Annotated in this window: 21 protein-coding genes; 14 read left to right on the top strand and 7 right to left on the bottom strand. The window is 67.0% G+C overall.

What is annotated here, in order from left to right:
* Positions 1-106: 106 nt before the first annotated feature.
* From G4D77_RS16295 to G4D77_RS16280, 4 genes are all read left to right on the top strand, one after another.
* Positions 107-496: a hypothetical protein gene (locus tag G4D77_RS16295; protein WP_017407442.1), complete on the top strand. Its 390-nt coding sequence runs from the start codon at positions 107-109 to the stop codon at positions 494-496.
* A gap of 793 nt (positions 497-1,289) precedes the next feature.
* Entirely contained in the window at positions 1,290-2,114 is an 825-nt protein-coding gene (locus tag G4D77_RS16290) for a DUF932 domain-containing protein (RefSeq protein WP_035884634.1), read from the top strand.
* Positions 2,115-2,189: 75 nt separating this feature from the next.
* Positions 2,190-4,241: a ParB/RepB/Spo0J family partition protein gene (locus G4D77_RS16285; protein WP_035884633.1), complete on the top strand. Its 2,052-nt coding sequence runs from the start codon at positions 2,190-2,192 to the stop codon at positions 4,239-4,241.
* Positions 4,242-4,303: 62 nt separating this feature from the next.
* Complete coding sequence (locus G4D77_RS16280) at positions 4,304-4,513, top strand: hypothetical protein (RefSeq protein ID WP_017407760.1); 210 nt, start codon at positions 4,304-4,306, stop codon at positions 4,511-4,513.
* A gap of 129 nt (positions 4,514-4,642) precedes the next feature.
* Here the strand turns inward: G4D77_RS16280 and G4D77_RS16275 are convergent, their stop codons facing one another.
* On the bottom strand, positions 4,643-5,161 hold the full coding sequence (locus G4D77_RS16275) for a GNAT family N-acetyltransferase (RefSeq protein WP_017407759.1): 519 nt from the start codon (positions 5,159-5,161) through the stop codon (positions 4,643-4,645).
* 808 nt (positions 5,162-5,969) lie between these two features.
* Between G4D77_RS16275 and G4D77_RS16270 the strand changes: the two genes are divergently transcribed.
* Positions 5,970-6,290 carry a DUF736 domain-containing protein gene (locus G4D77_RS16270; RefSeq protein WP_017407758.1) on the top strand — a complete coding sequence of 107 codons (321 nt, stop codon included), beginning with the start codon at positions 5,970-5,972 and terminating at the stop codon, positions 6,288-6,290.
* 367 nt (positions 6,291-6,657) lie between these two features.
* Here the strand turns inward: G4D77_RS16270 and G4D77_RS16265 are convergent, their stop codons facing one another.
* The gene (locus G4D77_RS16265) at positions 6,658-6,951 is read right to left on the bottom strand and encodes a helix-turn-helix domain-containing protein (protein WP_016452551.1); all 294 of its coding nucleotides are present in this window, start codon (positions 6,949-6,951) and stop codon (positions 6,658-6,660) included.
* 223 nt (positions 6,952-7,174) lie between these two features.
* Here G4D77_RS16265 and G4D77_RS16260 point away from each other — a divergent pair, with 223 nt between their 5' ends.
* The 9 genes from G4D77_RS16260 (at position 7,175) to G4D77_RS16220 (ending at position 14,619) form a co-directional block, all read left to right on the top strand.
* A complete protein-coding gene (locus G4D77_RS16260) occupies positions 7,175-7,522 on the top strand; it encodes a DUF2958 domain-containing protein (RefSeq protein WP_017407756.1) in 348 nt (115 codons plus the stop codon).
* Between the two features lie 345 nt (positions 7,523-7,867).
* Complete coding sequence (locus G4D77_RS16255) at positions 7,868-8,617, top strand: DUF2285 domain-containing protein (protein WP_035884631.1); 750 nt, start codon at positions 7,868-7,870, stop codon at positions 8,615-8,617.
* Positions 8,618-8,700: 83 nt separating this feature from the next.
* Entirely contained in the window at positions 8,701-8,991 is a 291-nt protein-coding gene (locus tag G4D77_RS16250; protein WP_026063033.1) for a helix-turn-helix transcriptional regulator, read from the top strand.
* A 26-nt stretch (positions 8,992-9,017) separates the two neighbouring features.
* A complete protein-coding gene (locus G4D77_RS16245; protein WP_017407915.1) occupies positions 9,018-9,878 on the top strand; it encodes a replication initiator protein A in 861 nt (286 codons plus the stop codon).
* A gap of 265 nt (positions 9,879-10,143) precedes the next feature.
* Positions 10,144-10,782: a ParA family partition ATPase gene (gene parA / locus G4D77_RS16240; RefSeq protein ID WP_035884630.1), complete on the top strand. Its 639-nt coding sequence runs from the start codon at positions 10,144-10,146 to the stop codon at positions 10,780-10,782.
* The gene (locus G4D77_RS16235) at positions 10,779-11,042 is read left to right on the top strand and encodes a hypothetical protein (RefSeq protein ID WP_035884638.1); all 264 of its coding nucleotides are present in this window, start codon (positions 10,779-10,781) and stop codon (positions 11,040-11,042) included. The genes parA and G4D77_RS16235 overlap by 4 nt, the downstream gene beginning before the upstream one ends.
* Positions 11,039-11,563, top strand: a complete 525-nt coding sequence (locus G4D77_RS16230) for a DUF2840 domain-containing protein (RefSeq protein ID WP_026063021.1) — start codon at positions 11,039-11,041, stop codon at positions 11,561-11,563. The genes G4D77_RS16235 and G4D77_RS16230 overlap by 4 nt, the downstream gene beginning before the upstream one ends.
* The gene (locus tag G4D77_RS16225; RefSeq protein ID WP_035884629.1) at positions 11,560-12,159 is read left to right on the top strand and encodes a S26 family signal peptidase; all 600 of its coding nucleotides are present in this window, start codon (positions 11,560-11,562) and stop codon (positions 12,157-12,159) included. Before G4D77_RS16230 ends, G4D77_RS16225 begins: the two co-directional genes overlap by 4 nt.
* 477 nt (positions 12,160-12,636) lie before the next feature.
* Positions 12,637-14,619: a relaxase/mobilization nuclease domain-containing protein gene (locus G4D77_RS16220; protein ID WP_035884628.1), complete on the top strand. Its 1,983-nt coding sequence runs from the start codon at positions 12,637-12,639 to the stop codon at positions 14,617-14,619.
* On the opposite strand, the gene G4D77_RS16215 is transcribed toward G4D77_RS16220, so the two are convergent.
* Genes G4D77_RS16215 through G4D77_RS16195 form a run of 5 tightly spaced genes read right to left on the bottom strand, consistent with a single transcriptional unit; the run spans position 14,612 to position 18,307 of the window.
* Complete coding sequence (locus G4D77_RS16215) at positions 14,612-14,917, bottom strand: thiolase family protein (RefSeq protein ID WP_017405997.1); 306 nt, start codon at positions 14,915-14,917, stop codon at positions 14,612-14,614. The two genes, G4D77_RS16220 and G4D77_RS16215, sit on opposite strands and share 8 nt — an antisense overlap.
* A 9-nt stretch (positions 14,918-14,926) precedes the next feature.
* The gene (locus tag G4D77_RS16210) at positions 14,927-15,922 is read right to left on the bottom strand and encodes a branched-chain amino acid ABC transporter permease (RefSeq protein ID WP_227472656.1); all 996 of its coding nucleotides are present in this window, start codon (positions 15,920-15,922) and stop codon (positions 14,927-14,929) included.
* An 11-nt stretch (positions 15,923-15,933) separates the two neighbouring features.
* Positions 15,934-16,806, bottom strand: a complete 873-nt coding sequence (locus G4D77_RS16205; protein ID WP_016452539.1) for a branched-chain amino acid ABC transporter permease — start codon at positions 16,804-16,806, stop codon at positions 15,934-15,936.
* 20 nt (positions 16,807-16,826) lie between these two features.
* On the bottom strand, positions 16,827-17,543 hold the full coding sequence (locus G4D77_RS16200) for an ABC transporter ATP-binding protein (protein ID WP_026062538.1): 717 nt from the start codon (positions 17,541-17,543) through the stop codon (positions 16,827-16,829).
* Positions 17,540-18,307 carry an ABC transporter ATP-binding protein gene (locus tag G4D77_RS16195; RefSeq protein WP_017405994.1) on the bottom strand — a complete coding sequence of 256 codons (768 nt, stop codon included), beginning with the start codon at positions 18,305-18,307 and terminating at the stop codon, positions 17,540-17,542. The genes G4D77_RS16200 and G4D77_RS16195 overlap by 4 nt, the downstream gene beginning before the upstream one ends.
* Positions 18,308-18,320: the final 13 nt, after the last annotated feature.

Below are 18,320 nucleotides of genomic sequence, written 5' to 3'. Positions count from 1 at the left end.
CCTTGCGCGCTTGCGTCCTGGCGGCCGTCTGCGACCCCTGACTGCTTGCACTGCGCCGTGCTGACGACGGTTCCGGGCAATTCCGCCCGAGCAACCGGAGATCGTCATGAACGACAAATCACACGTTTCGATGGAACAACACGTCTGCCTGGTCTGCGGCGTGGCCTTCGACACCGGCGCCATCCTGCTCGACAAGCGCCTGCGCGCGAGCATGGAGCGCCACACGACGACAGGCTGGGGTCTGTGCGCCGAACACCAGAAGCTGGCCGACGATGATTTCGTCGCGCTGGTCGAATGCGACCCGCAGCGCAGCGGCTCGCCGAATGGCAGCGTGAAGCCCGAGCAGGCTTATCGAACGGGCCGGCTGGCGCACCTGAAGCGTCACGTGTTCTCCAAGATGTTCAACGTCCCGATCGAGGCTAACCAGCCTTGCGTCTTCGTCGAGCCGGGCGTCATCGAGCAGCTTGAAGCGATGGTGTCGCCGGCGGCGAACTGATCGCGCGTTGGCAACCTGGCGCGTCGCCCGAGAGGACGACGCGCCTTTTTCTTTTGCTGCGTCCGATGCCGATGCCTTCGCGCCTGCGGCGCTACGCGCTTCGCTTGCCTCCAGGGGAAAGCCCTGCGGGCTATCCCCGCCGCGCGATGCTTGGCGCCCCTCGAAGACCGCCGAACCGGCTGCGCCGGATCGGCCAGAAACCAACCGCAGTTTCAACAGCAGAGCCAACTCCCTCTATGCCTTGTGCATAAAGTTCGTCCTGGGCGTGGTTTTCATCGAGCATTGAAGTCAGGGCGTCCCCGGCCAACTGGGAGATGGCCGGTCGCGCTGTCGTGCTGCGCATCGAGCCGCCTTCGGCGTCTCGCCCCTATCGGGCTTCCATCGTTCCCTCGCGCTGCTCGACTGACGCCTCCGGCCCGGCTTCCAGATCCGGGCCTGCGCGCTTCGCTTGCCGTGCGGTCGGCACACAAGGATGGCCGTTGCCTTGTTCAGCCGTCTTTCCTGACTCCATCACCTTGCTCGCGACTGTAGCCCGCGGCCATGTGCCGTCAAGGCGCGCAGGGCCGTGTCCTCGGCTGCGCCTGCGGGCCGCACCAACCCTGCGCTTGTCTCCTTGACGGCCCCCGTCCGCGCGCTCCTGACCGTCGCGGGCGATGAACTCAGGAAAGACGGTGGCAACAGGGCCAACCGGGTTCCTCGTGCCGACCGCACCGAACAGCCGAAAGGCTGGGCTCCGAATCTAGGAATCCGGTGTGCGGTTTTCTTCAACAGCCTTTTTGTTCAGGAGAACGACATGCTTGCAACCCGTTTTGCTTCCCACTCCCCCGCGCAGCGCAGCGAAACCCCTCTGTCCGATGACCAGATTCGCAAGGTGGCCCCGTCCATCTTCGCGGATGCCCCGCATGAGAGCCGTTCCGAGCGATACGCCTACATCCCCACGGCTGCCGTGTTGACCGAGCTTCGAAAGGAAGGGTTTCAACCCTTCATGGTGTGCCAGACCCGCGTGCGCAACGAGGGCCGGCGCGAGCACACGAAACACATGCTGCGCCTGCGCCATGCCAACCAGATCAACGCTCGCGAAGCCAACGAAATCATCCTGCTGAACTCGCACGACGGCACGAGCAGCTATCAATTGCTGGGCGGCATGTTCCGCTTCGTGTGCAGCAATGGCCTTGTATGCGGCGACACCGTGGGCGATGTGCGCGTGCCCCACAAAGGCGACGTAGCCGGGCATGTCATCGAGGGAGCCTATCAGGTGCTGGGTGGCTTCGAGCATGCGCAGGAATCGCGCGAATCCATGCAGGCCATCACGCTGGACGCCGGTGAATCGGAAGTGTTCGCCCGCGCCGCGCTGGCCCTCAAGTACGACGACCCGACCAAGCCCGCACCGATCTCGGAATCACAAATCCTGATGCCGCGCCGCTTCGACGACCGCCGCCCCGACCTGTGGAGCGTGTTCAACCGCACGCAGGAGAACTTGACCAAGGGCGGCCTGTCCGGGCGCAGCACCAACGGACGCCGCCAGCAGACCCGCCCCGTGCAGGGCATTGATTCGGACATTCGCCTGAACCGCGCCCTGTGGCTGCTGGCCGATGGCATGCGTGCTCTCAAAGCCTGACCCCCTCTGGCGCTTTTCCCGCCGGAGGGGCGGTTTCCCCTCCATTCCCTTGTTTCACTTGTTTGGAGATTCACCATGAACGCCGTTACCACCACCACCGAAGCCCGCGCCGTCCAGACCGCAGCCAACAGCGCCGCGAACGTGCTGCAAGCCGCCGACCCGAGCAAGCACATGATCCTGGTGCCGCTGTCGCGTCTGGTGCTGCGCCCCACGGGCCGCAACGTGCGCAAGACCCCGCGCATGTCCATCCCTGAACTGGCCGCATCCATCCAGCGCGTGGGCCTGCTGCAAAACCTGATCGTGATTCCCGCCGCCGATGGCCTGCAATACGAGGTGGTGGCCGGTGGCCGTCGCCTCGCAGCTTTGAAGCTGCTGGCGAAGAAACACCGCATCGCCAAGGATTGGCAGGTGCCTTGCCTGCAAGTGGCCGATGGCACGGCCCGCACTGCCAGTCTCACCGAGAACGTGCAGCGTGAAGCCATGCACCCGGCTGACCAGTTCGAGGCGTTCGCCGCGCTGGTGGCCGAAGGCCGTCCCATCGAGGACATTGCAGCGGATTTCTCCGTCACGCCGCTGGTGGTGCAGCGCCGCTTGAAGCTGGCGAATGTCTCGCCGCGCCTGATGGAGGACTATCGCGCCGATGCCGTGAGCCTTGACCAACTGATGGCCCTGGCCGGGACGGATGACCACGCGGCACAGGAAGCCGCCTACTACGACGCCCCACAGTGGCAGCGTCACCCCTCGCACTTGCGCGAGCGTCTGACCGAGCGCGAGATTGACGCCTACCGGCATCCGCTGGTGCGCTTCGTTGGGTTGGACGCCTACGAGCAGGCGGGCGGTGGTATCCGGCGTGACCTGTTCGCGGAAGGAGATGCGGGCGTGTATCTGACCGACGCCGCACTGCTGGAACGGCTGGCGCAAGACAAGCTGACCGGCATCGCCGCCGAGGTGAAGGCCGAGGGCTGGGCTTGGGCCGATGCCACGCCGGGCATGACCCATGCCGACCTGCACGCCTTCCAGCGCGCCCCGAGGGAGCGGCGCGAACCCAACAAGCGCGAAGCGCAGCGCATCGAGAAGCTGCAAGCCAAGATGCAGGAGGTGGCCGAAGCGGTGGATGCCGCGATGGACGCCGACGACGAGGACAAGGCCGATGCCTTGCAGGAGGAAGGCGAAGCCCTGAGCGAGCAGTTGCAGGCACTGGAAGAAGGCTTGCAGGGATACGGCGCGAATGTGAAGGCCGCAGCCGGTGCCATCGTCACCATCGACCGCAACGGCGAGGCCGTGATTCATCGAGGGCTGCTGCGCGAGGCCGAGGCGAAAGCCCTTCGCACGCTGGAGAAGTTGCGCCAAGGCTTTAGCGACCCGGACGCCGCGAACGATGACGAAGGCGAGGAAGACGTGCAGCCCAAGGCCGCAGCGATTTCCGACCGGCTGGCCCAACGCCTGAGCGCGCACCGCACGGCGGCGCTGCAAATCGAGGTAGCCCAGCATCCACAGGTGGCGCTGGCCGTGCTGGTGCATGGCATGGTGCAGACCGTCTTTCAGGGCCGCTACTACGGCCACGATATGCCGCTGGGCGTGAGCCTGAAAATTCAAGACCGGCTGGAAGGCATGGCACCGGACTGGCCCGAGTCTCCCGCCGCCGTAGCGCTCCGCGAATCGCAGCAGACGTGGGGCGGCAAGTTGCCCGAGGACAGCGCCGCACTGTTCGCCGCGCTGCTGGCGATGGGGCAAGGCGAGTTGGTCAAGCTACTGGCCGTGTGCGTGGCATCCACGGTGGATGTGGTGACGCTGCGCGCCACGGCGCAGCAGCCGGGCGAAGAACTGGCGCAGGCCGTGGGCCTCGACATGGCCGCGTGGTGGCAACCGACTGCGGAAGGCTATTTCAAGCATGTCCCGAAGGCGGCCGTTCTGCAAGCCGTGGGCGAATTCGCGCCCGAGAGCGTCAACCGGCTGGCGAAGCTCAAGAAGGCCGACATTGCCCGCGAGGCCGAGCGGCTGGTGAACGGCAAGGGTTGGATGCCCGTCATTTTCAAGATGGATGGCGTGCCCGAGCAAGGCTCGCAGGACGGTGCGGAGGCAGTCACCACCGTGGCGGGTGAACCCGCCGAAGCGTTGGCCGCTTGACCCGTGCCGAAGGCAAGCGCCCCGGCCTAAACCGGGGCGCTTCGCTGCAAGGAGAAATTCCCATGACCCGCACCACCACCAGCCACCCGCGCATGGCGGCGATCTACGCTCCCGGCACGGTGCGCGCCCGCCGCTGGCACGGCGATGGCGACGTGCGCGGCTACCGCCCGCCCTCGGGTTGGACGGCCCATGCCGACCTCACCGACATTCACCCCATCACGGGCCGCGCCTTGCAGCGCGCCGTGTGGTGGATCATCGAAACCAAGGAATGACGCCAGCACCGGCCCCAGCGTTTCGCGCTGGGGCCGGTGGATTCAAAAATCCGGGCACGGCAGTGGCCGCGCCCGGTGTTGAATCCGAACAGCCCATCAAGAACACCACGCCGCCGCCTTCGTTGGCACTCAGGCGGCGGCGTTGAAGGCATCGCTGTACTGCGCGATGCCTTCGGGCATTGGCCCGTGGAAGGCCAGTGCCATGAAATAACCGGGCGGCACGCCCGGCAGTTGCAGGCCCGCATGGGCCTGAAAGCCAAAGCGCGCGTAGTACGTGGGTTCTCCCAAGAGCACGCAGCCTGCGGCCTGCATGTCCCGCAGTTCGGCCAGCGCCTGTTCCATCAGGCCCGCGCCGATGCCTTGTCCTTGCTTTTGCGGTAGCACGGAGATCGGCCCCAGGCCGTACCAGCCTTTGGCCTTGTGGCGGTGGCCGTCGGTGATGGCCACGGGCGACAGTGCGACGTGGCCGATGACCTGGCCATGTTCTTCGGCCACGATGGAAAGCGCCAATTCGTTAGCGTCGCGCAATGCACGCACGATGAATTGCTCCGTGTGGCTGGTGTGTGGTGCATTGGCGAAGGCGGCAATGGTCACGGCCTCGATGGCCGCGATGTCGTCCGGGGTTTCGTGTCGGAGCTGGATGGTCATGGTGTTCTGCGTTCCCTTCTCAGAATATAGAACGGCCTGGGCGTGTCGGCGCATAGCGCCGCCGGGCTCTCGGGCTGCGCCCCGTGCCGACTTCGCTGTCACGGCCATTCGGCTTTGATCCCTCACGCCTTCGCGCCTGCGGCGCTGCGCGCTGTGCTTGCCTCCAGGGGAAAGCCCTACGGGCTATCCCCGCCGCGCGGGCTTGGCGCCCCTCGATACCGTCGAACCGGCTGCGCCGGATCGGCCCGGCCAGCGTCCCGCCGCATGTGCAGTGCTCGGTGGGTGCGCCGTGGCTTGCTGCGGCAAGTTGTGCGAATACGTGCCGTCCTCAACGCTGGCGGTTCTCGCCCATCACGTCACGAAGGACGGTTCACGGACATCCCGCCCGGCATCGCTATGGAGCTTCTGCGCCACGCCCGAAGACCGGCGCCGCAAGGTGCGGCAGGGGCGTTCTCGCTTGTCGTCGGGTGGTTGACCTGGCCTACGTCAGTGGGCGAGCCGGTGCAGCCTTCGTTCGGGGATGCCGAGCCGGCCTGTCTCCTTTCGATGCGGTTCGGCCCAAGGCGTCCTTGTGTTGTTGTGAATCCTGGCGGTGGCGCGGCTGCGCCTCGGGCTTCATGGCTGCAACCGTCCGGCGAAAACAATTTCCCCTCTGCTGCGCAGATTCCTCGCGGGCCAAATTCTTTTCGCCTCCCGGCTCTCCACTGCGTTGCGACCGCAAGCGGTGCAGCCCGCCCGTCCCCCGCCGGCCGGATCACAACAAGGACGCGATGGGCGCGAACCTTGTTCCACCAAAAGGAGATCCATCATGGCCAACATCGGCAGCTTCACCGCAGACAAAGACGGCTACACCGGCACGCTTCGCACCCTGACGCTCAACGTCAAGGTCAAGCTGGTGCCCAACGACAAGGGCGACAACGAGAAGGCCCCGGACTTTCGCCTGCAGGCCGCCAGCCACGACATCGGCGCGGCATGGAAGAAGACCAGCGAGGCCGGGCGGGAATACATCTCCGTGACCCTCGACGATCCTTCATTCCCGGCCACGGTCTATGCCCGCCTGATCGAAGGCGAAGGCGAGGACGGGACACACGACCTGATCTGGTCGCGCAGCAAGCCCCAAGCGGCGTGACGGCTGCCAGCGCCCCGCCCATTGCGGCGGGGCGCTGTGCTGCTTTCGCGGCACTTCAAGGAGGCGACACCACCGCCTGGGCTGCGCCGTGTCGAGTTGCTTCCTGAACGTTGCAGCCTTCGGTTTGCAAGAACGGCCGGGCGTGTCGGTGCCGTGCACCGCCGGGCTTTACGGGCTGCGCCCCGTGCCGACTTCGCCGTCACGGCCATCCGGCTCCAATCCCTCACGCCTTCGCGCCTGCGGCGCTGCGCGCTGCGCTTGCCTCCGGGGGAAAGCCCTGCGGCCTATCCCCGCCGCGCGATGCTTGGCGCCCCTGCAATCCCCCGAACCGGCAGCGCCGGATCGGCCACGCCAGCGACGTCGCACGCTATGGCGTGTCACTCTTCTTCGCCACAGTCTCCAACTCCTGGCGCACCTGCACCAGAAGCTGATCGACCTGCTGCAGATCGTCGCCGGCATAGGCCAGCGTCAGCAGCGTGAGCGGGTGCACCTCCATGACCTCGCACAGCTCGGCCAGCTTGTTCAAGGTGGGGCTTTTGAGGTCGCGCTCCAGCGTGCTCATGTAGGTGCGGCTGGACACGTCGGAGAACGCCTCCTGGCTCAATCCACGCGCTTTCCTGATGGTCTTTAGTGCCTCCGACAATGTATGTTTCGCTGCCAACCCTGGATCTCCCCAAAATCCAAGATGACAGCCGATTGCGCCCTATAGGACTACAATCTATAGTGTTCAACCATGCCCGCCTGCCGCTTTCGTGCTTTTACGGAAATCCGTATCTGCGGCTTCTCACAGAAGCGCAAAGCCGCGTCCGTGCCTTTCCACAAACCCGCCAATGCGGTTTTGCGCTTTCACGCTTCGGCGGTTTTGTGCGAATGAGGGGACGCTCATGAACCAGCTCATCACCGAGGACGAGCGCAGGCTGTTGCTGGAACACGGCCAGGCCCGCGCCGCTGGCCGGGTCATCGACCCGCTGCCCGTGGTGCGGCTGTTCACGCCGGATGCACACGCCACCTGGCTGCTGGTGTCGCTCGACCCCGCCGACGGCGATACGGCCCATGGCCTGATCGACTTGGGGATCGGCATGCCCGAGCTGGGCAAAATCAAGCTGTCCGATCTCGCATCCATCGTCGGGCCGAGCAAACAGCCCGTGATGCGGGACCGGTATTTCCGGGCGGTGCGCCCGTTGTCGGAGTACCTACGGCTGGCCCAGGAGAACGGCTCCATCCTCGATTGAGCCGTTCGCGCCCAGGCCAAGCCGGGCGCATTGAGACTCTTTCGGTCTTGCCCCGGACCCGTCCGGCCTTAGTCCGCACTATTGCAACAAATCGGTGCCATCGTGACGCAAACGGTCATGATGCCGGCCGTGGCATCGGGCACGGTGGATATCGCAGGAGGCGCGTATGTCCTCGCGTGCCACCGTCGCATTCAGACGATCCATGCAACCCATCCGATGCATTTCGTCTTGACACGCAAGTTACTAATCTACCAGCTTATTCACGATTGGATGCTGGTTCGACGCGGTGAAGTTTGCATGTGAAATCTGTGACGGCAGTCCTGCGGTTATATGGGAGCTTGCGTCATGGCCGAGCTGCGCCACTTCGCGCCCTGGTATCCGACTGCCGCCTACCTCTACGTCCTGTGCCTGGACACGCTCGCACTGGCCTGGGAGTACCTGCGCCGCCATCCCGACTACCGGATCGACTGGCTGCGCCGTGCGCGCCGCCCCGACGCTGCGCATCATTGGGGCTTGCGTTTGTTGGAAGACCCGACCCTGGATGCGCGTGACGCGCATCCTGCCTGGCTCCCCGGCCATGAGGCCGTGGTGCAGCTTCACCCGGATGCCGACCCGCCTCCGGAGGCCACCGCCTTCGCGTTCTGGCGCATCCCCGGCCACAAGCAGCTGCTGCACGACGGCAAGGGTCTGGCGCTGATCGCGCGCAGCCCCGGCCTTTGCCAGCGCTATGCGCTGGCGCCTGGCCTCGAGGACGGCATGGCGGTGGCTTACGCCCACCGCGATCGCAGCACCACGCACGCACCCGACACACCTACGCCCATGGCGCGGCCCCGGCCACCGCCTGCGGCGCTGCTGGAGCTGCACACCCTGCAGGCGCTCGACGCCACCCTGGCGGGCGCGTCCTTGCGCGACGTGGCCGAGGGCTTGTTCGGTGCGGACGCCGCGGCCGGCTGGTACAGCGACGGCGGCCTGCGCTCCAAGGTGCGCCGCCTGGTGCGGCGCGGCGATGCGCTGATGCGCGGCGGCTATCGCCGCCTAGCACAGCTCCCGCCGCTTGAGAAGGGTCGTTTTGAAGAGGACGCAAAACGACCCTGAGCAGGATCGCTTCGTTTTCTGAGACTGCCTCCATCCGGTTGCGCTGTGTGGCCGGAGCCCTGCAACCGATGGAGGTTCTCACCATGCGTCCTGCTCCCTTGCGGCCTACCGCCGCACCCGCAGCTACCCCGGCCACTGCTGCACAGCCGCAACGTTATCTCACCAACGACGAGGCTGCCGAGTACCTGCGGCTGTCGCCGCGCACGCTGGAAAAGCAGCGCGTGCTGGGTGGCGGCCCCAAGTTCCGCAAGTTCGGCCGCCGCGTCATGTACGCAGTGGCCGACCTCGATGCCTGGGCCGCCGAGCGCAGCTTCGAGAGCACGTCCGATCCCGAATACGCCGAGCAGCACTCGGCGGACAGCCGTGCGCGCTGATCACTGGCGCGCGGGTGGCCTTCGCCATGTCCAGCCCTGCGCTGCCCATGCGGCAGCGACCGATGCAGGAGCGCGAACAGCTCGACCTGTTCCGCGCCTTGCCGGGCGACATGGCGCCGCGCGACAGCCAGGACTTGATGGCCTTTCCGTTCTTCTCGCTGACGAAGTCGCGGCGCGTCGCGCCGATCGACTTTCGCGCCAGCGGCATCACGATCCGCGTAGAGGGCACGCAGGAGCACGGCATCGCCACGATCTGGGATGCCGACGTGCTGATCTGGGCGGCCAGCCAGATCGTGGAAGCGCGCGACGCGGGCTTGCGCCCGTCGCGGCTAATGCAGGCCACGCCCTACGAGATCCTGCGCTTCATCGGGCGCGGCACGTCGCTGCGCGACTACCAGCGCCTCAAGGCAGCCCTAGATCGCTTGCAATCCACCACGGTGGCCACGTCGATCCGCGAGACGACTGGGCGGCGCCTGCACCGCTTCTCGTGGATCAACGAGTGGAAGGAGCTGGCCGATGCCAAAGGCACGCCCTTGGGGCTGGAGCTGATCCTGCCGGACTGGTTCTATGCGGGCGTGCTCGATGCCGCTCTGGTGCTGACCATCGACCCGGCGTACTTCCGCCTCACGGGCGGGATCGAGCGCTGGCTGTACCGCCTGGTGCGCAAGCACGGCGGCCACCAGCCTGGCGGCTGGCAGTTCGACTTCCGGCACCTGCACCGCAAGTCGGGCAGCACGGCCAAGCCCTACGACTTTGCCTGCGACCTGCGCGCGCTGGTAGCGCGGCAGTCGCTGCCGGGCTACGTCTTGGGGATCGAGCGGCTGGATGGCGCCGAGCTGCTGACCTTCCGTCCCATGCGTCCCGTGCCGCCCACGGCACGGGGATAAACGGTGCGCGTCCTGTGGACGGGCTCGTGCTATCAGGCGTGCCCGGTATCGTGCTATCAGGCGTGGGACTATCGTGCTATCAGGCGTGTCCATCGGCCGCAAAGCCAATGCTGGCGCGGGTTTCGGCTTCCCTTAACTTCCCTAACTTAAATTCTCTAACTGGTAGTAGCAGCGCCGCGTTTCGGTGGACAACCACCCAACCGGCGAACGAGAGCCACGAAAACCAGCAGCGACAGCCAGGTTCTCCAGCAGGGAGGTCCAGGCCATGATCGTCGCGCTGCTCAACCAAAAAGGCGGTGTGGGCAAGACCACGCTCGCCACCCACATCGCCGGCGAGCTGGCGATGCGCGGGCAGTCGGTAATCCTGCTGGATGCCGATCCGCAGGGCTCCGCGCTGGACTGGACACAGCGCCGCAGCCAGCAAGGCTTGCCAAGGCTGTTCAGCGCTGTGGGCCTTGCACGCGAAACCCTGCACCAGGAAGCGCCAGAACTCGCCAGGCGGGCCGATCACGTCGTCATCGACGGGCCACCACGCATCGCGGCGCTGGCGCGCTCCGCGCTGCTGGCGGCCGAGCGCGTGCTGATTCCCGTGCAGCCCAGTCCCTACGACCTGTGGGCCAGTGCCGAGATGGTGGCGCTGATCCGCGAGGCGCAGGTGTTCCGGCCGCTGCTCGGCGCGGCCTTTGTCATCAACCGGCGCGTCAGCACCACCGTGATCGGACGGGAGGCACGCGGCGCGCTGGCCGAGCAGCCGCTTCCTGCGCTGCGCGCGGAAGTGCATCAGCGCATCGTGTTCGCCGACAGCGTGGCCGCTGGCCGGCTCGCACGCGAAACGGCGCCTGGCAGCGTCGCCGCCCGCGAAATCACCGCGTTGGTCGATGAACTGCTGCGGTGGCCGTCATGAGCAGTACCGCCAGCAAACGCTCGGGCAAGCGCATCGGCATCGGTGCGCGTCCGCCCGCGAATCCGCACGCCGAGGCGTGGATTCGCCAGGGCAGCGCCGATGACCTCCAGAAAGGCGACCTCTACACGGCCCGCCTGACCCTCGACATTGCGCCCGCCATGCGGGCGCGCATCAAGGTATCGGCCTTCACGCAAGGCGTGACGGTGGCCGATCTGTTGCGCGCGCTGCTGGAGCGGGAATTTCCGGAGAAGTCTCCATGACCACACCAGTTTCGACAGCATTGCCGCCTTCATCTGCCCCGCCGATCGGCCAAGCCGACGGCGTGCCGCTGACGCGCGTTGCACTCGCCTACATCGACCAACGCTTCGACCTCTATCTGCGCTTCGGCGATCCTGCGCGCATCATCCGGTTCGACCGCTGGCGTCGCTGCGCGGTGTTCACGCCGAACGCGGTTCTCTGCCGCATTCGCTGGCAGGCCAATGACTACGGCACGATCCGCTGGCAGCTCATGGTGATGCAAGCGTGCATGCCGATGGATGGCGCGCAGCGCATCCCCGGTGTGCAGCCGGGCGCGCGCTTGTTGCTGCACATCGAAGGTGAACAGTCGGTGCGCGCCGTGCTGGAGCGCATCGACGGCATCGAGACGCTGGGCATCGCGCCTGCAGGCGCCTCGCCCGCGTACTGGCGCACGCTGGGCAACCGGCTCGCGGCGCGCTTGCCGCTGCCCGAGTACACCGCCGAGCGGCACGCCGCCTGGCTGGCCGGGAGGGCGCTGTCATGACGGTCACAACAGCATCCCTTTCTCGCTCGCCAGCGCACTCACGTTTGCGCGCTCGCCTCGTGCTGGCGGGCCTGTCCGCCTTCGGCCTCGCTGCGCTCGCCTGGGCGTCCTTCAAGCACCCGCTGCCGCGCCTGACTTACAACCCGTCGGACAGCGTAGCGGTCGGCTGGTATCGCGTCGATCCACTCGACCGTCGCACCAGCTCGCCGCTACGTCCGCTGCAACCTCCATTGCACGTGGGCAGCATCGTGCTGGTGCCGCTGCCCGCCGAAGCTGCCGCGCTCGCTGCGCAGCGCGGCTACCTGCCGACGCGCATCCCGCTGCTCAAGCGTGTGGGCGCGATGGCGCCACAAGAGGTGTGCATCACTAGGGGCTTTGTCCGCATCGACGGCGTGCCTTCGGCCGCCGTGCTGCCAGCTGATCGCTGGGGCCGGCCGCTGCTATCCTGGCCGCAGTGCCGCCGCCTTGAGTCCGGCGAGCTGTTCCTGCTCAGCGTCACCAATCCGGCGTCGTTCGACAGCCGGTATTTCGGGCCGGTCAGCGCATCCGCCGTGATCGGCGTTGCGCGCCCGGTCTGGCTGGAGTCGCGCCCATGATGGCCGCCGATTCGCTGCACGTCGCCGTGCATCTCATCGTGCCATCGGGCGTGTCGTTCTGCTGTTTGTCGCCGTGTCGTCGCGCGTGCAGTGCAGTGCAGGTGCCGATTTTGCGTATCCGGCACCGCACTTCGCGCTGCTTCCGGCGCAGCCGTCCCACGTGCAGGCGTCTTGCCTCAAACACGGCTGGCCTGCGGCCACCGCCGTGTTCGCCGGGGCGCTGGCTGCGGGTGCAGCAGCGCCGCCGGGCCGCACGTGCCGGAAGCGAGAGCCTGGGGTGCAAGGGGCGGCAAATGCGGAAGGCAAGACAAAAGGACGCGGCACCGGGCCGCGTCGAAAGCCTGTCTGCACGTGGGGGCGGCGCGGCACGCAGCGGCTTCGCCGCCGTGCTGCTTGTGGCGCGTGGCCCGCGTCGATATGGGCTTGTCCGCGTGCTTCGCACGACGGACTACGCCCCAGCTTTCAGGGAGAGAAGTCATGATCAACCGCCGCGACGACGATTTCCGCATCCGCCCCAGCGCTCCAAAAAACCGCGGCCAGGGCTTCGTTTCCAAGGTGCTCCAGCAGGCCGGCAAGGCCAGTGGCGGCAAGTCCTCGGTGCGCCGTCCGGCATCGGCCATCGGCGGCAAGGCCACCGGCCAGCGGCCCGGCTCACGCCTGGGGCGCGGCCATACGGCGGCGCGGTTTGCGGGCGCGAAGCTCACGCCCATGTCGCGGCGTGTGACTATCAAAACCTTGCTGGTCAACCAGCAGCGGGCCAGCCCGCAATCGCTCGCCAAGCACCTGCGCTACATCGAGCGCGATGGTGTGGGCCGTGATGGCGAGCCAGGCCGGGCCTATGGGCCGCAGACCGACGAAGCCGATCTGGATGCTTTCAAGGAACGCTGCGCCGACGACCGGCACCATTTCCGCTTCATCGTCTCGCCCGAGGACGGGGCCGAACTGGACGACCTGCGCACCTACACGCGGCATCTGATGAACCGCATGGAAGCTGACTTGGGCACGCGGCTGGATTGGGTGGCGGTGGATCACTGGAACACCGACAACCCCCACACGCATTTGATCGTGCGCGGGCGCGACGACACCGGCAAAGACCTCATCATCGCCGGCGACTACATCGCTGATGGATTCCGCCATCGTGCCGCTGAACTGGCGACCGAATGGCTGGGGCCGCGCACCGAACTGGAGATCCAGCAGACCTTGCAACGCGAGGTGGAGCAGGAGCGGTGGACGAGCCTGGATCGCACGCTGCAACGCGAGGCCGGCGAAGACGGCCGGGTGCAGATCGAACGCTTCAACGAACCGAAGCTGCAACGCCAACGCCTGCTGCTGATCGGCCGCCTGCAACGCTTGCAGCGCCTGGGACTGGCCGACGAGGCGCAGCCGGGCACCTGGGCCGTCCATGCCGATGCCGAGAAGACCTTGCGCGCCCTGGGCGAGCGTGGCGACATCATCCGCACCATGCAGCGTGCCATGCGCGGCGAGCCGCGCGAACTGGCGGTGTTCGAGCCGGGCGACGATAGCCGAACCATTCTCGGCCGCGTGGCCGCGAAGGGGCTGGCCGACGAGCTGCGCGACCGCGGCTATCTGGTCATCGACGGGGTGGACGGCAAGGCCCACTACGTCGCGCTCAACACCCGCGACGAGCTGGCGAACTATCCCACCGGCGCCGTGGTGGAGGTGAAGGGATCGGCCGACGTGCGCGCGGCTGACAAGAACATCGCCGTGCTGGCGAGCGATGGCCTGTACCGCACCGACCACCACCTTGCTATCGCGCAGGGCCAGGCCGTACCGGGCCGCGATCCGCAGGAAGTCGTCGCGGCCCACGTCCGGCGCTTGGAAGCCCTGCGCCGGGCAGGCATCGTGGAGCGCGTGGCCGAAGGGCTATGGAAGGTGCCGGGCGACCTGCCCGATCAGGGCCGTCGCTACGACGCGCAGCGCCTGGGCGGCGTGGCCGTGGAGCTGAAATCGCACCTGCCCATCGAGCGGCAGGCCCGCGTGATCGGGGCCACCTGGCTTGACCAGCAGTTGATCGGCGGTGGCTCTGGCCTGGGCGACCTGGGCTTTGGCGGCGAGGCCAAGCAGGCAATGCAACAGCGCACCGACTTCCTGGCCGAACAGGGGCTGGCCGAGCGGCGCGGCCAACGCGTCATCCTGGCGCGCAATCTGCTGGCAATGCTGCGCAGCCGGGATGTAGCGCATGCCGCGAAGGACTTGGCCGCCGAAACTGGCCTGGAGCACCGGCCCGTGGCCGATGGCCAGCGCGTGGCGGGTATCTACCGCCGCAGCGTCATGCTGGCCAGCGGGCGCTACGCCATGCTCGATGATGGCATGGGGTTCAGCCTGGTGCCATGGAGGCCTGTCATCGAACAACGACTCGGTATGCCGATTTCTGCGCAGGTACATGACGGCCGCGTATCCTGGCAAATCCGACGGCAACAGGGCTTATCTGTTATCTGAAGCCAGCAGCATATCGAGCACCCACTGCAAGGATGCGTCTACAAGCGTTCTCGATGTTGACGACCGGAATGCGCCCGATGCCCATGCCGCGCAGCGCCACCTGTCCGGGGATCAGCACCTGGTCGGCCATGACACCAGCAGCGGCGTTGCCCATGTCGGCGGCCTGCAGCTGGGACGGGGTGATGCCTGCATCGGCAATGGCTTCGCCAATCGCCTCGGCGGCGAGCGATTTGAGACCGCAGTCAATGTGCTTGCCGAAACGGGTCATGCCCGTGCCAGCGACGAAGACGGGCTGCATGGAAAGCGTCTAAGACTGGGCGGATGAGGAATTTGCACGCCTGCGCCAGAGGCTGGTGATCCAGCCGCTCAAGCCATTAGGGGCCAGGAAGACCACCGCGAGCAGTGCGAAGCCGAAGATCATCCACGGCGCGGATTGCGACACGCTCTCGGCCAGGTTGGGCGTGAGCACGATGAAGGCAGCCCCCAGGAAGGCGCCCCACAGGCTGCGCACCCCGCCCACGAAGCTGCCCACCAGCAGGGACACCGAGAGCAGGAAGGGAAAGTTCTCGGGCGCGACGAACTGGCCCGCCACCACGCTCAGGGCACCGGCCAGGCCGGTGAACGCCGCGCTGAGGCCGAACATCTGCGTGCGCAGGGCGGTGATGTCGAGTCCGCCCGCCGCCGCCGCGAGCGGCTGGTCGCGCGAGGCGTCCACCAGGCGGCCGAACTGCGAGCCGAGAATCCGCCGCGCCAGCAGGAAGGCGCAGAGCGCGCAGGCCGCAACGCAGGCCATGATGGCCCAGTCCGCCCGGTCGGCCAGCACCCCTGGGAACACAGGTTTTTCCAGGACGATCCCCGCCACGCCACCGGTCAGCCACTCGATCTTTTTCCACTTGAGCGCCTGCGGTGTCACCACCGCCACCGCGAAGGTGGACAGCGCCAGATAAAGCATGGGCAGCCGCAGCGCCGGGAAGCCGAAGAGGAAACCCGCCACGAAGCACAACAGCGCCGCCACCGGCACGCCCACGTAGAACGGCCAGCCCAGGTGATGCGAGAGCACCGCCGCGGTATAGGCACCGATGGCGAAGAAGGCGCTGTGGCCGAGCGAGATCTGGCCCGTGTAGCCGGTGAGCAGGTTCAGGCCCATGATGGCGATGCCATAGATCAGCACCTGCGTCATCACGTACAACGGATAACTTTGCCAACTAAAGGACCAGGCCAGCAGCGCGAGCCCGACCACCGAGGCCGTCCAGCGCAACCAGGTGGGCGATGCCACCGGGCGGATGTTGAGTGGGGCGCTCATGGTACTCATGCTCACACCCTCACCTGGGCCGTCTTGCCGAAGATACCGGCGGGCCGCAAGACCAGCATCGCGATGATCAACAGCATGATGCAGGTCAGTTTCAGGTCGTTGCCGACCACGTAGGCGCCCAGCAGGTTCTCCAGTACCCCGACGGCGAAGCCCCCGGCCACGGCGCCCACAGGGCTGGCGATGCCGCCCAGCAGCGCGCCCGCCAGTGCGTAGATCAGCGGCCCCATCATCATCGACGGCTCCAGGAACACGATGGGCGCGGCCATCAGCCCCGCCACGGCACCGGCCACCGCTGCAAGACCCCAGCCCACGGCCAGCACCTTGTTGGTGCTGATGCCCGACAGTTCCGCCGACGGCGCGTTCACCGCCACCGCACGCATCGCCAGGCCGAACCGGGTGAAGCGGAAGAACGCGAATACCGCCGCCAGTTCGGCCAGGGTGACGAGCAGAACGCCGACCTCGTGGGCCGACAGATAGGGTTCGGCACGGCTGAGGACTCCACCGAACGGCGTGGCGAACTCCAGCATCTCATGCCCGAACAGCCAGCCGACCAGGCTGTTCAAGATGATGAGCAGCGCGATGCTGGCCGCCACGACCGAGAGCACCGGCTTGTGCCGCAGGGGCTGGAAGATGACCCGCTCCAGCGCCAGCCCGAGCAGGAAGGAACCCACGACCACAACGGCGAAGGCCACCCACCATGATGCGCCCGCCTGAACCAACGCCCAGCTCATATAGGTGGAGAACATCGCCAGTTCGCCCTGCGCGAAGTTGACGGACGAAGTGCAGCGATAGATGAGCACGAGCGCGATGGCGAGGCTGGCATAGATGCCGCCCGCCGCCAGGCCCGAAGCTATCTGGTGAAGGAATGCTTGCATGGTGATGAACCTCTTTTTGATCAGTGGCCGAGGTAGCTGCGGCGCACGGCGTCGTCTTCGCGCAGCTCGGCTGCGGTGCCCTGGGCAGTGACGCGCCCGCTTTCGAGCACATAGGCCCGGTTGACTAGGTTCAGCGCGACCTGGGCGTTCTGCTCCACGATGAGCGCCGTGAGGTGCTCGGTTTCGCGCAACTGGTGCAGGAGTTCGTAGATCTCCTGCGTCACGCGCGGCGCGATGCCGAACGAAGGCTCGTCCAGCAGCAGCATCTTGGGGCGCATCATCAGCGCGCGCGCGATGGCCAGCATCTGCTGCTCGCCGCCGCTGAGCGTGCCCGCCGCTTGCTTCGCGCGGCTGGACAGCTTGGGAAACAGCGTCTGCATCCGGGCGATGTCCTGCTCGATGCCGTCCTTGTCGCGGCGGTGGATGGCGCCCACGCGCAGGTTCTCCAGCACCGTCAGGTCGCCAAAGGTGCCGCGCCCTTCGGGCACGTGGGCGATGCCCAGCGAGGCGATGGCGGGCGCGGCCATGTCGATGATGTCCTGGCCCTCGAAGCGCAGCGTGCCCTTGGCAGTCACCTGCTGGTGGCTGATGGCGCGCAGGATGGAGGTCTTGCCCGCGCCGTTGGCGCCGAGCAGCGCCACCATCTCGCCGGCCTGCACGTGCAGGTCGATGCCATGCACCACCGCCGTTCGGCCGTAGGCCACCGCGAGGTTGCGGATTTCAAGCCGTTGGGTCACAGCACACCTCCCAGATAGGCATCGAGCACGGCGTCGTTGTTGGCCACTTCCTCGGGCGAGCCCTGGGCGAGCTTGCGGCCAAAGCTCAGTACCGCGAGGTCGGAGCAGGTCTTCATCACGAAGCGCATGTTGTGCTCCACGACCACCATGGTCAGCTTCAATTCCTCGTGCAGGCGCAGCAGCACGTCGCGCAGTTCATCGACCTCGCCAGCGGTGAGGCCAGCGGCGGGCTCGTCGAGCAGCAGCAGCTTGGGCCGCGTCACCAGCGCCCGCGCGATTTCCACGCGGTGCTGGATGCCCACTGGCAGTTCCGCCACGCCCCGGTCGGCATAGTCAGACAGCCGCAGCGTGGCCAGGGCCGCGTCAGCCGAGTGCGCGATTTCTTCCTCGGCGGCACGGACGGCGCGCGAGCGCAGCGCGGCACCCAGCATCGACACCGGCAGCCGCGCGTGCGCACCCACCATCACGTTTTCGCGCACCGTGAGCGAGGGGTAGAGCGCCACGTTCTGGAAGGTGCGGCTCAGACCCAGCCGTGCCACGCCGTGGCGCGGCAGGCGCGTCAACTCGGCCTGGCCGAAGCGCACGCTGCCGTGGGTGGGCCGGTACAGGCCGCTGATGCAGTTGAAGCAGGTCGTCTTGCCAGCGCCGTTCGGCCCGATCAGGCCGAAGATGCAGCCCTCGGGCACGTCCATCGAGAAGGCGTCCAGCGCGACGACACCGCCGAAGCGGATCGTCAGGTCGCGTACGGAAAGAATGGGTTCCATCGCTGCGCTCGCC

The organism is Delftia sp. WY8 (genome assembly GCF_018437695.1).
Taxonomy (GTDB): domain Bacteria; phylum Pseudomonadota; class Gammaproteobacteria; order Burkholderiales; family Burkholderiaceae_C; genus Comamonas; species Comamonas tsuruhatensis.
Note: the sequence above shows the minus strand (reverse complement) of the source record. Positions and strands in the feature narration are given on the sequence as shown.